The organism is Methylobacter sp. (genome assembly GCF_036845245.1).
Taxonomy (GTDB): Bacteria; Pseudomonadota; Gammaproteobacteria; order Methylococcales; family Methylomonadaceae; genus Methylobacter_A.
In genome coordinates this window covers 29,936-43,746 of sequence record NZ_DAIUEH010000015.1, presented here as the reverse complement: position 1 = coordinate 43,746, position 13,811 = coordinate 29,936, and the positions used below count along the sequence as shown (strand labels likewise).

General features: G+C 50.2%; 14 protein-coding genes and 1 pseudogene. 11 read left to right on the top strand and 4 right to left on the bottom strand.

What is annotated here, in order from left to right:
- Positions 1-23 precede the first annotated feature (23 nt).
- From flgG to flgL, 6 genes are read left to right on the top strand one after another with little or no spacing between them, the layout of a single operon-like run.
- A complete protein-coding gene (flgG, locus tag V7051_RS08585) occupies positions 24-806 on the top strand; it encodes a flagellar basal-body rod protein FlgG (RefSeq protein ID WP_333874536.1) in 783 nt (260 codons plus the stop codon).
- 18 nt (positions 807-824) lie between these two features.
- A complete protein-coding gene (locus tag V7051_RS08580; protein ID WP_442919639.1) occupies positions 825-1,547 on the top strand; it encodes a flagellar basal body L-ring protein FlgH in 723 nt (240 codons plus the stop codon).
- Positions 1,548-1,562: 15 nt separating this feature from the next.
- Positions 1,563-2,702, top strand: a complete 1,140-nt coding sequence (locus tag V7051_RS08575; RefSeq protein WP_333874535.1) for a flagellar basal body P-ring protein FlgI — start codon at positions 1,563-1,565, stop codon at positions 2,700-2,702.
- Between the two features lie 41 nt (positions 2,703-2,743).
- A complete protein-coding gene (flgJ, locus tag V7051_RS08570; RefSeq protein WP_333874534.1) occupies positions 2,744-3,802 on the top strand; it encodes a flagellar assembly peptidoglycan hydrolase FlgJ in 1,059 nt (352 codons plus the stop codon).
- 43 nt (positions 3,803-3,845) lie between these two features.
- Complete coding sequence (gene flgK / locus V7051_RS08565) at positions 3,846-6,326, top strand: flagellar hook-associated protein FlgK (RefSeq protein ID WP_333874533.1); 2,481 nt, start codon at positions 3,846-3,848, stop codon at positions 6,324-6,326.
- An 11-nt stretch (positions 6,327-6,337) separates the two neighbouring features.
- Entirely contained in the window at positions 6,338-7,756 is a 1,419-nt protein-coding gene (gene flgL, locus V7051_RS08560; protein ID WP_333874532.1) for a flagellar hook-associated protein FlgL, read from the top strand.
- Between the two features lie 142 nt (positions 7,757-7,898).
- Here flgL and V7051_RS08555 read toward each other — a convergent pair whose 3' ends face one another.
- The 4 genes from V7051_RS08555 to V7051_RS08540 form a co-directional block, all read right to left on the bottom strand.
- Positions 7,899-8,147: a hypothetical protein gene (locus V7051_RS08555; protein ID WP_333874531.1), complete on the bottom strand. Its 249-nt coding sequence runs from the start codon at positions 8,145-8,147 to the stop codon at positions 7,899-7,901.
- Positions 8,148-8,294: 147 nt separating this feature from the next.
- Positions 8,295-9,023: an ABC transporter ATP-binding protein gene (locus V7051_RS08550; protein ID WP_333874530.1), complete on the bottom strand. Its 729-nt coding sequence runs from the start codon at positions 9,021-9,023 to the stop codon at positions 8,295-8,297.
- The gene (locus V7051_RS08545; RefSeq protein WP_333874529.1) at positions 9,020-9,766 is read right to left on the bottom strand and encodes an ABC transporter permease; all 747 of its coding nucleotides are present in this window, start codon (positions 9,764-9,766) and stop codon (positions 9,020-9,022) included. The genes V7051_RS08550 and V7051_RS08545 overlap by 4 nt, the downstream gene beginning before the upstream one ends.
- Before the next feature lie 2 nt (positions 9,767-9,768).
- Positions 9,769-10,728, bottom strand: a complete 960-nt coding sequence (locus tag V7051_RS08540) for an ABC transporter substrate-binding protein (RefSeq protein WP_333874528.1) — start codon at positions 10,726-10,728, stop codon at positions 9,769-9,771.
- 833 nt (positions 10,729-11,561) lie between these two features.
- On the opposite strand from V7051_RS08540, the gene V7051_RS08535 reads away from it, so the two are divergent.
- From V7051_RS08535 to V7051_RS08520, 5 genes and pseudogenes are all read left to right on the top strand, one after another.
- A complete protein-coding gene (locus tag V7051_RS08535) occupies positions 11,562-11,825 on the top strand; it encodes an integrin alpha (RefSeq protein ID WP_333874527.1) in 264 nt (87 codons plus the stop codon).
- The gene (locus tag V7051_RS24635; protein WP_442919638.1) at positions 11,798-12,037 is read left to right on the top strand and encodes an integrin alpha; all 240 of its coding nucleotides are present in this window, start codon (positions 11,798-11,800) and stop codon (positions 12,035-12,037) included. The genes V7051_RS08535 and V7051_RS24635 overlap by 28 nt, the downstream gene beginning before the upstream one ends.
- A pseudogene (locus V7051_RS24630) lies at positions 12,034-12,345 on the top strand (integrin alpha); the annotation flags it as partial. The gene V7051_RS24635 and the pseudogene V7051_RS24630, both read left to right, overlap by 4 nt.
- 132 nt (positions 12,346-12,477) lie before the next feature.
- Positions 12,478-12,864 carry an integrin alpha gene (locus V7051_RS08525; RefSeq protein ID WP_333874525.1) on the top strand — a complete coding sequence of 129 codons (387 nt, stop codon included), beginning with the start codon at positions 12,478-12,480 and terminating at the stop codon, positions 12,862-12,864.
- A gap of 56 nt (positions 12,865-12,920) precedes the next feature.
- A complete protein-coding gene (locus V7051_RS08520) occupies positions 12,921-13,742 on the top strand; it encodes a calcium-binding protein (RefSeq protein ID WP_333874524.1) in 822 nt (273 codons plus the stop codon).
- Positions 13,743-13,811: the final 69 nt, after the last annotated feature.

Sequence of the window (13,811 nt, the reverse complement as noted above, 5' to 3'; positions counted from 1 at the left end):
AAATTGGCACACAGGAGATTATCATGACAGAACGCTCATTATGGGTCGCTAAAACCGGTCTGGATGCCCAGCAGACAAGAATGGCTGTTATATCCAATAACCTGGCGAACGTAAATACCACCGGTTTTAAGAAAGACCGGGCTATGTTTGACGATCTGATGTATCAGAACATTCGCCAAGTCGGTGGAGATACCACGCAAAATATTCAAGCGCCAACAGGGACGCAGCTGGGAACCGGTGTCAAAACGGTTTCAACGGAAAAAGTTCATTCCCAGGGTAATATTTCACAAACAGATAATTCGCTGGATGTGGCAATTAATGGCCGGGGCTTCCTGCAAATTTTAATGCCTAACGGGGATACCAATTATACCCGTGACGGTTCTTTAAAATTAGACGCAACAGGACAGCTGGTTACATCAGGCGGATTACCGCTGAATCCGGCGATCACTGTGCCTGCAACCGCAGAGAGCGTTACTATCGGCACAGACGGTACCGTATCAGCTGTGGTAGCCGGAGCGACTCAGCAGCTGGGGCAAATTCAGACCGCTAACTTTATCAATCCTACCGGATTGCAAGCGGTTGGCGACAACCTTTACCGGGAATCTGCGGCCAGCGGTGCGCCGATTGTCGGAACGCCGGGACAAGGTGAATACGGGACTTTGAATCAAGGCTCATTGGAGACCTCCAACGTCAATGTCGTTGAGGAGTTAGTCAATATGATTGAAGCGCAACGGGCTTATGAGATGAATTCCAAGGCGATTTCAACGGCCGATCAGATGCTGTCTTTTATAACGCAGCAATTATAAGTTAGGAGTGGTGGCATGATGACTCAAAAATTTGGTTTCAAGGTGATTGGTCGCATTGATTTCCGCGGGAGCCGGTTGGGGTTTTGTATCCTTGCAATCATGCTGTCTCTGTTAGAGGCTTGTACACCCATACCGCAAAGAGACCCTGCCTTTTCCCCGGTTGCACCGGCTGACTTAAGGCCGCCGGTTCAAAGTAGCGGATCAATCTATCAGGCCGGTTACGATATGCGTTTGTTTGAAGATCACACGGCCAAACGGGTCGGGGATGTTCTGACCATTACACTCAAGGAAGATACTCAGGCGAAAAAGGCTGATGATCTTAATACCAAAAAAGATACCTCAATGTCCGCTTCGGCTCCGTCAATGTTTGGCATTGCGGCATCTGCATTCACCGGGCAGAGTCCTACAACCACGCTGCAGTCAACAAAAGAATTTAAAGGGACGGGCGCTGCCGATCAAAGCAATAGTTTAAGCGGCAATATTTCCGTTACCGTGGTCGAGTTGTTGCCGAACGGCAATTTAAGTGTACGCGGCGAGAAAAGAGTCACTTTAAATCAGGGCGACGAATTCATCAGGCTATCCGGTATTGTCAGGCCGGTCGATATCAATTCATCCAATATTATTTCTTCGGATAAAGTGGCTGATGTAACCATTATGTATGTAGGCGAAGGCGCTATGGCCGATGCCAGTAAAATGGGTTGGCTGTCAAGGATTCTCCAAAGCCCATGGTTCCCATTCTAAAATAAGGATAAGGATATGAACGCAACATATAAGCACGTTATTTTGTTACTCGGCAAGGGCTTCACCTCCTGCGTCTTTGCAGTCGTCCTACTAGGCACTGTCTACAGCAGCCCGGTTTATGCCGAACGCATCAAGGACATTGCCTCTATCGAAGGAGTACGTGGCAATCAGCTGGTAGGTTACGGTCTGGTTGTCGGTTTGACCCAATCCGGCGATAAAACCGCATTTACCGGACAAAGTTTACGCAGTATGTTGGCGCGCCTTGGATTGACGTTACCTCCCGGCGTTGATCCTAAAGCGAAAAATATCGCAGCCGTTTCCATTCAAGCTGAGCTGCCTGCGTTTGCCAAGCCAGGTCAAATGATTGACGTCACTATCTCTTCTTTAGGCGACGCAAAAAGTTTACGCGGCGGAACGTTGTTAATGAGTCCGCTGAAAGGGGCCGATGGGCAGGTTTACGCTATCGCACAGGGCAGTCTGGTTGTCAGCGGGCTGAGTGCTTCAGGCCAGGATGGTTCAAGCGTTACCGTCAACAATCCCAATGTGGGCCGTATTCCCAACGGAGCAACTGTTGAGCGCACTGTCACGAGTTCTTTTGCTGACGGCGATGCGTTGATTTTTAATCTGCATACATCGGATTTCACTACGGCCAACCGCATGGCGGATTCCATTAACAACGTATTGGGCGCTAATACGGCAAAAGCGCTGGATGCAACTTCTGTTAGGGTCAATGCACCGGTAGATCCCGATCAAAAGGTGACATTCGCTTCAGTTGTCGAAAACATGATGGTGACTCCCGATGATGCGCCGGCGCGAGTCATTGTCAACTCCCGCACCGGCACTGTCGTTGTTAACGGTAAGGTCAGGGTACAGCCTGCGGCGGTATCTCATGGCAGTTTGACGGTCACTATTACTGAAGCTCCCCAGGTCAGTCAGCCGAATGCACGATCCAACGGTCAAACGGTGGTTACACCAAAATCCAACGTAAAGATTGAAGAAGAAAAAAATCACATGTTTGTGTTTAACCCAGGCGTTTCCCTGGACGAGATTGTTAAGGCAGTTAACGATGTAGGCGCGGCGCCCAGTGATTTGGTGGCTATTCTTGAAGCGCTGAAATCAGCCGGTTCCTTGCACGCAGAGTTAATTGTTATCTAAAGATGCCGGTTTTTAAGCGCATTATTTAGGCGGAGGTTGTTATGTTAAGTGGACCACAAAATGCCGATGTTTATACCGATTTTAATGGATTGGCTAAATTAAAAGCCCAAGCCAGAAGTCAGTCGCCGGAAGCGTTGAAGGAAGTCGCCAAGCAATTCGAATCAATTTTTCTGAATAATGTGCTTAAAAGTATGCGTGAAGCCAAGTTGGCGGACGGCATTATGGATAACGATCAAAGTAAGTTTTATAACGAAATGTATGATCAGCAGTTAGCCGTGCATTTGTCGGGTTCGCCGGGCGTTGGTCTGGCTGACTTAATCGTCAAGCAATTGAGTCCCGAAAAGCCTAAAAACGATAAACAGGATGTTGAAGATTACCTGAATAAATTGGGGGGCATATCAAGCGGTTCTACACAAGCTCATGTTGTTAACCGGCAAGTAAGCGGCAAAACCGGCGGTAGTGCTGTCGGCTTTGATGACGGTCAAGTTAAGGTTACGCCTTATATGCAGGAGAGAAGCCCACTTGATGAGATGGCTGAATTTCCGTTCAATAACGAGTCTATGCAAGCTATAGATGCATTAAAGGCCGATCACGCGATGCCGATACAGTCGGCAGAAGAGTTTGTCAGACGCCTGCATCCTTATGCCGAACAGGCCGCTAAGGAATTGGGCGTAGAACCCAAGGTTATTCTGGCGCAAGCCGCTCTGGAAAGTGGTTGGGGACGTTCGGTAATAAAAAACAGCAATGGCAGCAATAGTTTTAACTTGTTCAATATCAAGGCCGACAAAGCCTGGCAAGGCAAACAGGCGCAAGTGGCTACATTGGAATTTGACCAAGGCCTTCCTAAAAAGGTTAATGCCGGGTTTAGATCCTATGACTCATTCAAGGAAAGCTTCAACGATTACGTCGATTTTATAAAAAATAACCCACGATATGGCGATGCATTAAAGAAAGCGGGCAATGCGGAACAATATATGCATGAATTACAACGGGCGGGTTATGCAACCGATCCGAAGTACGCCGATAAGGTAATGAGCATTTATCAAGGCAATACGATGGCCGACTTTGAGCCTGATGTCATTATGGCGATGAATCAATGAACAAATTAAGTCCGGCATCTAACTCTCAGAACAGGACGCGATCATGAGTGGGTTATTAGCAACATCACTGTCAGGCCTGATGGCTGCACAGCGCTCATTGGAAACGGTGCAACACAACATTTCCAATGTAAATACAGACGGCTATAGCCGTCAACGAGTGGAGCAAGGCGCTGCTGCCGCACAATTTACCGGTGATGGCTATGTCGGCCAGGGCGTAAATGTCACTAATATCACGCGCAGTTACGACCAGTTTATCAATAAACAATTGATCTCAAGTCTATCGGCTTTTGGCGATGTGGATCATTACCATCAGCTTGCTACCAGCGTCGATAATATAATGGCCGACCCCAGTACGGGTATAGCGCCTGTCATGCAACGGTTTTTTAACTCCGTCAATGAAGTGGCGAATGATCCTTCATCGATTCCTGCCAGGCAGGTAATGCTGTCTGAAGCAAATAATCTGGCGGAAAGCTTCAATACGATGAGTGGCAGGTTTGAAGCCATACGCACGCAGAACAATACTGACATAGCATCCAAGGTTGACGATATTAATTCGTTAGCCAGGTCAATAGCGGACCTTAACTCACAAATCGCGGCTAGCGTAGGTCAGACACAAGGCTTGAAACAGCCTAATGACTTGATGGACAAGCAGGATGCTTTACTTTCAAAGTTAGCCGAAATAGTCAATGTCTCCGTGGTTCCTCAGAAAGATGGTACTTCCAGTGTTTTCATCGGCAATGGTCAAGCGCTGGTTCTTCAAGGTGGAGCTGCGGCATTTACCGTTACGCAGAATCAATTTGACCCCAACCGCCTGGAAATCGGGATTAAGACAGGCAATGGTAATGTGGATGTAACCGGACAGATCACAGGCGGTTCCCTGGGCGGGGCGTTAAGGTTCCGGGATGAAGTTCTGGATCCGGCACAACAAAAATTGGGCCGGGTTGCGGCAGGTCTGGCAATGCAGGTTAATGCGATTCATAAAAACGGTTTTGATTTGAGTGGCACGGCAGGAGTGGACTTATTTAAATTTGCCGGTGATGCGGTTCCCGTTGTTCCAGGTTCTCTTAATAAAGGCAATGCAGAGGTTACGGCCAGCTTTCAGAGCGCCAACCCATTAGCCGCTGGAAGCCTGGATTTCAGTGATTACAACTTGAAATATGTAAACGCCGGCAGCGGGGTTGATTATACCCTGACCAGGATTCGGGATAATCAGGTGATTAACCTTACGGCCACCACTGTAGGGGGTGTTTCTACCTTGTCGTTTGCAGCCACTCAACCTGCAAATTTTGATCCGACTGCTTTCGCGATGACGACCAGCATCTCCCCCGGAACTTTTACAGCTGCGGTCTCAAGCGGCATGGCTGCGGTACCGCGCCAGGAAACTATCGGCGCATTTACAGCAGCTGTTTCCAGTGCTGCGGGGGAGATATTCAATATGAATATCGATGGTATCGCCTTCCAGTCCAAAGTCAGTGCGTTTGGGGGCGACACGGTGACCGGTGCCGATCTGGATGCAGCACTGCCTGCTTTCCTGACCGCCAACCCTGGCTACAAACAAGTCTCTGGCTCCTTTGCCACCAATGACCTGGTGCTAAAAAAGCTCAACGGCACGGCTATCGTCCCCAATATTACCAGCAATTTTGTTACAACTCCCGGCGCCTTAGCCGCCAATACCGTTAATATTGCGGGCTCGGCTGCAGTCGCCGCAACCGGCGGCCCCTTTACGCTCGCAGTCGATGGTCTGCAAATTTACAGTGAGGCGCCGGCGATCGGCGGCACGGTCACGAAGGGCGAGCTTGATGCCGCGTTGAATACATTCCTGACCACTGGGCTCGGAGCAGGCAAATACACTAAAACCGGATCATTTGCGACTAACGACTTGGTGCTCAGCAAGTCCGGCATGGTTTCTAATCTTACTATCACCAGCAACTTTAGCGGAGTCGGCAGTAACCCGGGCGCGTTCTCCGGGTCGACCGTCGGCGCGGCAGCTATCCCAACGGGCTTTGATATAAAAGTCGATGTCAGTGGTGGCAGAACCCTATCAGTAGGGGATCAATTTGTAACCAGACCGACTTACAGTGCGGCCCAAAGAATGGAAGTTAATATTGATGACCCGAAAAAAATTGCGGCAGCCACTAATGTTGAAGTTGATCCGGCAACCGGCTTACCGGTGTTTCCCGGCTCCATTATCAAAGGGCCGATGCCAAGTGATAATAGAAATGCATTGCTGCTGGCAGGTCTTGAGACTAAATCCAGCATGTTAGGTGGGAATGCCTCATTTGACGATGCTTACGGTGAAATTGTTTCCGGTGTCGGAACCTTGACACGGGCGGCGGCACTGGGTTCCTCTGCGCAGCTAACGTTATTAAATCAGGCAAAGGGCTCCAGAGAGAGTCTGGCAGGTGTAAATTTGGATGAAGAGGCCGCTAACTTAATAAAGTTTCAACAAGCTTATCAGGCATCCGCGCAGTCAATTTCAGTGGCCAAGTCCTTATTTGAGACTTTGATAGGCGCAGTTAGATAGGAGACATAGTGATGAGAATTTCAACAGCTTGGGCGCAGCAGGTTAATGTTGACGCGATGAACAATCGGCAAGCCGAATTGGCTAAGGCGCAACAGCAATTAAGCACCGGACTGAGAGTGTCATCACCTGCTGACGATCCGGCCGCAGCGGTAAAAGTATTGGATTTACAGGGAACGATTGCAAAAACAACCCAGTTTCAAAGTAACATTTCCACTACTCGCGGACGCTTGAATATTGAGGAGTCAGCTCTTACAACGGCGGATAACATATTGTCTCGCGCTAAAGAGCTGACTATGCAAGGCATGAACGATAGCATGAATAGTAGTGACAGGTTGAGTCTCAAGTTTGAAGTGGATCAGTTGATTCAAGAAATGGCTGGCGTTGCAAATACCAAAAATGCCAATGGTGAATTTATTTTTTCAGGCGATCTTGCGACAGTGCCCGCTTTTGCGGTGAGCCCCACAACAGGCCAATATGTTTACCAAGGCGGTTCACAGCAACGAGCCTTGCAAATTAGTTCTACAAGGCAAGTGGCTGACGGCGATTTGGGTTTTAATGTATTTGAAAATATACAATCGAGCAGTCCGGCTGCTGATGAGAATGGCAAGCGTAGTATTTTTAATACCTTACAGGCACTGTCCGACGGCTTGGGCGCCACTTTTAAAGCCACCCCCGCGGTAATAACCGGCGACAATTTTTTACGATATGGAATGGATTACAGTAACCCTCTGCCTCCAACTACATTTAACCTGGTTGCCAATGCAGAGAAGACGTTGCCGCCTCTTTTTCCTACGGTGCCGCCAACACCCGTTGCTCTTTCTCCCGCATCAATAGATTTGACCGGGAAGAAGTTTACCGGGGTGGAGGACGTCGTTTCCGAAATTAACAAGCAGCTTGCCGCAGCCCCTTTACTGCCTGCTGATTTGACCCCCAATACGAGTTTTCCGGCAGGTTCCAATTTCGGTAATGCTATTCAAGCGCGTAGCAATGGCAATAAAATCGAGTTTGTTTCAGTCGCCACCGGCGCTGTTTCCAATCTATCAATTAATAACACTTCAGGAAATTTTTTAACTGACGCCGGTTTTAGTGACGGACAGAGCAAGACAGGGACTGATGTATCCACTACGCTACCCGTGCAAATTGATCAGATTTTTCAAAAGCAGCTTGGCGATGTGTTAACCGATCTTGATACAGCGCTTAATAGTGTTTTGCAGGCAAGAACCAGTGTCGGTGTGCGGCAGAATGTATTGGATAATCAGGAATCACAAAATGACAAGTTCGTATTAGATACCAAGCAAACGCTTTCCGAAACTCAAGATCTTGATTATAGCGAGGCAATCAGCAGGTTCCAATTGCAATCCACGGCTTTGCAGGCGGCTCAGCAGACTTTTGCGAAGGTTAAAGGGCTCTCATTGTTTAATTACCTTTAATGCCGGGTTTGCTCAAGGATGCAACAAGCGTTGGGGTTTATAGTAGGGATTGATCATGTATCAATCCTTTTTTTATGGAAGTGGGGAAAGACAAGTAAAGGTGAATCCGGTTTAAAGACCCACCTTTTAAAATATTAGCCGATTATGGATAAATAACTTTAGGTGTAAAGTTGGCGGCCGGGTATTTAGGGTCAAATTCGGCGACTTTTTCCGCTGGCTTTTGATCGGGACATTGACATTTGGGTGAAGATTTGACCGAGTCTTTGTCGATATAAATGACTTTAGGCTGAAAGTTCGCCGCAGGGTATTGGGCATCGTTGTCGGCGGATACGGTTAATGACGTTAACGTGATAGCAGTGGTCGCCAATCCTAAGATAATTGTTTTTCTCATATGATATTAACCTTCGGTAGTTGCACAGTAAGAGCCTTATTGGGCAAAGCGGCAGAGCCCGCTTGAATCCCTTACATCAAGGCTTAATCAACAAAGAGTATCGGGTATTTTGGCTAAATCCGCAACTGTTTTTCAGCCGGAATACGGTCACAAAAGCTGTCTAATTTCAGGATGATTTTGTAGTAACTGTTGCCGGAATGCTTCAATAGCAAGCTCGTTTTGGCGTTCGTTTCGGGCGATAGGTACGATGATTTCACTAACGACCTGCATCGGCGATGCCGATAAAAATATCAGTCGGTCGGCCAGTGCAATGGCTTCGCGCAAATCATGAGTGACAAATAAAACCGTATGCGGCCGCTGCTGCCACAGTTTAATTAACAGCTCCCTGACTTGCCTTGCGGTCGGCGCATCCAGCGACACAAACGGCTCATCCATCAGCAACACTTCCGGATCGACGGCAAACGCCCTGATGATTGAGACTCGGCGGCTCATGCCCAATGACAGCCGTTCAGGATAAACGTGTTGAGCCTGTGTCAACTGCATGACATCAAGCAATGCGTCAATGACATCGGGAGACTGATGCTCGCTTAGCACTAGCTCAATATTCTCCCTGACCGTCCGCCAGGGCAACAGGCGGGGATTCTGAAAAATGTAGCCGATCTTTGGATGCGTGTGTTGCTTTCCAACTAGAATTTCGCCGTCATAGTCATTATCCAAACCGGCGATAATATTCAACAGCGTGGTTTTACCGCAGCCGGACGGGCCGACCAGGCAAACAAATTCATTGGAATTCAGCGATAGCTTAAGGTTGGAGATACTTGGCTTTGCTGCAGTGGGATAGGTTTTGTTTTTGATATTGATTTGGATGTCGGTCATCTGCGCCACCGTAGCGCTTTTTTATCCAGCGGTTTTAAAATCAGCAGCTCTATCAGCTGAATGACGGCAACAAAAGCAATCGTATAAGCCAGAATGCTTGCGACATCGAATAGCTGAAAGAACAGATGCAGTTGATAGCCCATGCCGTTGCTGCGGCCCAATAGCTCAACCACCAAAATGATTTTCCAGATTAAGGCCAAGCCTGAGCGCGTTGCACCCATCACAAACGGATGCAACTGCGGCCAAATCACGTGAACCAGCGTTTTACGCTTGCCGAAACGGTAACAGCGCGCCATGTCCAGCAGATCCTGATCCAATGTACGGGTGCCTTCGCGAATGGTGACGATGACATTGGGCAGCTTATTAATGACCACGGCGAGTATCGCGGCCGATTCAACCAGGCCGAACCAGACGTAGCATAGGATAATCGTGACCAGCGCCGGGACATTCAGGAAAATCAACAGCCAGTTGTCGAAGAATGCATCGAGTTTTTTATTGCGTCCCAGCGCGATGCCAATCGCGCAACCCAGCAACATCGCAATGCTAAAACTGACGACCAGCCGGAGCAGGGTGACGCCCAGGTGGAAAGGCAGTTCGCCTGACAGGCAGGCCAGCCGGAAAACCCTGGCGACAACTTCCGGCGTCGGCAGTGTGTTGCTATTCAGATAAACAGCCAGGCCTTGCCAGATGCCTAAAAAAACCAGTAACGACAAGAGCGATAAAAAACTTTTAAGATTAATCAAGATTATTCAGCTGTCCAGAATGTACCGGGTTGCAGGGTATCCGAATTACCGGTTAACTGCTTGTTGCTCAGAGTGCGGAGTATTGTATAAATGCGCTCGGCCGCCTGTTGTTCCGGTTTGCCCCAATGCTCGATACCGCCTTCGCAATAACGCTGGCGCAGTTTGGTTTTGGTGGGTAAATCATCGACTTTGGTTAAAGGGATGATTTTTTGCCAAGCGGCATCCGATGTGCAGAGCTGATTTTTAGCTTGTTTGCTGGCCTTGAAGAAATTGATAAGCGCCTGTTTGTGACTGTTTGCCCAACTTTCCTTAAATACATAGCCGATGCTCGGAACATTCTCTTGAATGCCTAAACCTTTCAGGATGCCTCTGCCGTCAATAATCTGCCGATAACCTTGGGCTTCAAGCCGGGCCGCAAAATGCCAATAGGTCAGTGCGGCATCGATGCGGTTTTGCTTGATTTGCTCGTTGATCAACGGCGGGGCACCGAAGACTTTTTCTACCGAAGCATTCAGGTCCAGCTTTTCCTGGCCGGCTAAGGCTTGAAGCAACAGCCAATTTTTATCCAGTTCGCCCCCGGCGATGCCGACGCGTTTGCCTTTGATGTCTTTTATTGAATGGATGGGGCTGTTTTCTGCGACAACCAATGCGCCTGAGGTATTGGAATAAGGGTAAAAAGTAAAGTCCGAGCCGGTAGCGCGCAGACTGGAAACCCAAATCCAGTCAGACACAATCATATCGACAGAACCCGACTGTAACGCAATCTTGCCGGCTTCCGCATTGGCGAGGTGCTCGATTTTCAAATCGAAATCAGGGTGTGGGTTTTCCTCCAAAGCCGACAATTCCCAATCGACCGTGCCTGATGCTTGAACGCCAAGGCGAATAATGGTTTTTTCCGTAGCATAACTGTTGCATGAGGCAAACAGGCACAGGCCGATAACAAGAAAGGCATTAAATTTCATGAAGACTATCTCGATGACTGGATTGAAAGCTGCCTATTCTATCTGTATGCAGGATTTGGTGCGAGGATGTTTAACTCAGTCCAGAGTAGCCTTGGGGCATTTCACATTAGAGTCTACACCAGTTGGCGTGCGGATAACTTTGGGCAGTTATGGTGGGCTTCTTCCAAACGCTTTCATTCTTCGGAACTCAATTGGGTTATAAATTTCATTTACGAGCACATCCTATCGGGCATATACAGAGAAAACAGAAATTCTGGAAATACTGACTTTCATAGATTGGCGAACTCAACGTATAAATGCGACCAAGCTAATTTGTATTACTTTTGGTTTTAGGCTTACAGAAAAATAAGCTTTTGCTGGCATACGTTAGTAAATTTTTTGGACATAATGAACCCATCTGTTTAATCGGTTGAATTAATCAGACTTTATCTTAGGGGATGTTCGGTCACCAGCTTAAAGATAAAGGGGGCGAAAAAGAAAGTCTGATTTATTTAAAAGCTGTCCCACCGTCCAGATAGCTATTGTAGAGTGAGGAGCTACCTACCGGCAGATATCAAGAGACCTATGGCTGGGCTTCTTATATTGATGTCCCTGTTTGTTCTGATATTTATGCTTTTCATTGCGTTGACTGCCGACTGGTTGGCTATGATCTTCTTGATATTCCGATATGTCACTCAAATCAAGCTGACTGCCATAGTGGACATACATACTCATCGCCGGTCAGTTGCAGTACGTTGTTAAGCCGGTCCCCAGGCATTTAGTGGGACGATAAGCAAACGATGAGAATTAACTTCGGTAAGTATTTTAATATTAATATTTAAGAGAGAATCATAATGGACCAAATTGACTTATCAGTAGTTGCGGCCGGCATCGGTGGTTTTGTGCTCAACGGCCAGAGTACAAATGACCTTAGTGGCATTAGTGTAGCCAGTGCCGGGGATGTTAACGGCGACGGCCTGGATGACCTGATCGTCGGGGCGTATTTGAGCGATCCTGCCACCGGTATTGATGCCGGACGCAGCTACGTGGTGTTCGGTAAGACCACGCCGGGGCAATCGATCTGTCCGCGGTGGCGGCCGGTACGGGAGGCTTCGTGATCAACGGCCAGGGCGCGAGTGACTATAGCGGCGCCAGTGTGACGGGCGCCGGTGATGTTAACGGCGACGGCTTGGCCGACCTGATTGTCGGGGCGTATGGCAGCGATCCAGCCACCGGCATCGATGCCGGGCGCAGCTACGTGGTATTCGGCAAGACGACGCCGGGGCTGTCAACTTGTCTACCATCGCGGCTGGCAGCGGCGGTTTTGTGATCAATGGTCAGGGCGCGAGTGATAGCAGCGGAGAGAGTGTAGCCGGTGCCGGGGATGTCAACGGCGATGGCTTGGCCGACCTGATTGTCGGGGCGTATTTGAGTGATCCCGCCACCGGTATCGGTGCCGGGCGCAGCTACGTAGTGTTTGGTAAGACGACAACCGGCGCGATCAACCTGTCCGCCATCGCGGCCGGCAGCGGCGGTTTCGTGATCAACGGCCAAGGTACGAGTGACGACAGCGGCATAAGTGTAGCCGGTGCCGGTGATGTCAACGGCGACGGCTTGGCCGACCTGATCATCGGGGCGAATTTGAGCTATCCTGCCGCCGGCCTTGATGCCGGGCGTAGCTATGTGGTGTTCGGCAAGAGCACGACCGGGAGTATTAATCTTTCTACGGTAGCGGCTGGCACTGGCGGCTTCGTCATCAACGGTCAAGGCGTGAGTGATTACAGCGGCATGAGTGTAGCCGGTGCCGGTGATGTCAACGGCACCGGCTTGGCCGACCTGATCGTCGGGGCATACAGTAGTGACCCTGCCGGTGGCATTGGTGCGGGGCGCAGCTATGTGGTGTTCGGCAAAAGCATGACCGGGAGTATTAATCTTTCTGCGGTAGCGGCTGGTACTGGCGGCTTCGTGATCAACGGTCAGTGCGCGAGTGACCTTAGCGGCGTTAGTGTTGCGGCTGCCGGGGATGTCAACGGTGACGGCTTGGCCGACCTGATCGTCGGGGCATACCGAAGCGACCCTGCCGCCGGCATTGATGCCGGGCGCAGCTATGTGGTGTTCGGCCAGACGGCGCCGGGGCGATCGACCTATCCGCGGTAGCGGCCGGCAGCGGCGGCTTTGTCATCAACGGCCAGGGCGCGAGTGACAATAGCGGTATGAGTGTAGCCAGTGCCGGGGATGTCAACGGCGACGGCTTGGCCGACCTGATCGTCGGGGCGGTGTTCAGCGATCCGGCCGCCGGCATTAATGCCGGGCGCAGCTATGTGATTTTCGGCTCGGTCAGCGGTGCGTTTGGTCAGACGGCCGTAGACCAGCTCGGCACCACCGGCAATGATACCTTGACCGGTACTGCTATCGCCGAAACCCTGGTCGGGGATGCTGGCAACGACACCTTGATCGGCGGCGGTGGCGCCGATGTCCTGTACGGCGGCGCCGGGGACGACCTCATCGTCCTCAACGCCGACAACATTGCCGCGTTGAGCGCTAACTGCGGTGCAGGCGGCAACACCAGCCAGTTGGCCCGGGTGAATGGCGGCGGCGGGCTGGATACGCTGAGCCTGGACGGGGCCGGCATCACCCTCAATCTTGGCGCTATCGCGAATCAGGGCGGCGGCAGCCCGAGCAGCGCCTCGCGCATCGAATCGATTGAGCGCATCGACCTGATCGGCAGCGGCAACAACACCTTGACGCTGGGCGTGAAAGACGTGCTGGATATGGCCGGCTTCAACAACTTCAACAATGCCAATGACTGGGCCGACGGTACTTATAACCTGGCCGCCGGCGGCGCGAACGGTATCAATCCCGAGCAGCGCCACCAGTTGGTGATCGACGGCAATGCCGGGGATGTGGTCAACGCCAGCGGCTGGGGCGCTTCGGTCGGCACCGTAACGAATAACGGCCACACGTATAATGTCTATAACCAAGGTAGTTATGCCCAGGTATTGGTTGATGCAAACTTAACCTGGAATGTAATATGAATCGGTTAAATTATGCGTGGCTGTTTCGGCTGGAACAGGGGCTTCATGAGCAGTGGAGCGCATTCTTTT

Coding starts and splice junctions, on each gene's coding strand:
- flgG (WP_333874536.1), top strand. CDS start 24: ATGACAGAACGCTCATTATGGGTCGCTAAAACCGGTCTGGATGCCCAG.
- V7051_RS08580 (WP_442919639.1), top strand. CDS start 825: ATGACTCAAAAATTTGGTTTCAAGGTGATTGGTCGCATTGATTTCCGC.
- V7051_RS08575 (WP_333874535.1), top strand. CDS start 1,563: ATGAACGCAACATATAAGCACGTTATTTTGTTACTCGGCAAGGGCTTC.
- flgJ (WP_333874534.1), top strand. CDS start 2,744: ATGTTAAGTGGACCACAAAATGCCGATGTTTATACCGATTTTAATGGA.
- flgK (WP_333874533.1), top strand. CDS start 3,846: ATGAGTGGGTTATTAGCAACATCACTGTCAGGCCTGATGGCTGCACAG.
- flgL (WP_333874532.1), top strand. CDS start 6,338: ATGAGAATTTCAACAGCTTGGGCGCAGCAGGTTAATGTTGACGCGATG.
- V7051_RS08555 (WP_333874531.1), bottom strand. CDS start 8,147: ATGAGAAAAACAATTATCTTAGGATTGGCGACCACTGCTATCACGTTA.
- V7051_RS08550 (WP_333874530.1), bottom strand. CDS start 9,023: ATGACCGACATCCAAATCAATATCAAAAACAAAACCTATCCCACTGCA.
- V7051_RS08540 (WP_333874528.1), bottom strand. CDS start 10,728: ATGAAATTTAATGCCTTTCTTGTTATCGGCCTGTGCCTGTTTGCCTCA.
- V7051_RS08535 (WP_333874527.1), top strand. CDS start 11,562: ATGGACCAAATTGACTTATCAGTAGTTGCGGCCGGCATCGGTGGTTTT.
- V7051_RS08520 (WP_333874524.1), top strand. CDS start 12,921: ATGAGTGTAGCCAGTGCCGGGGATGTCAACGGCGACGGCTTGGCCGAC.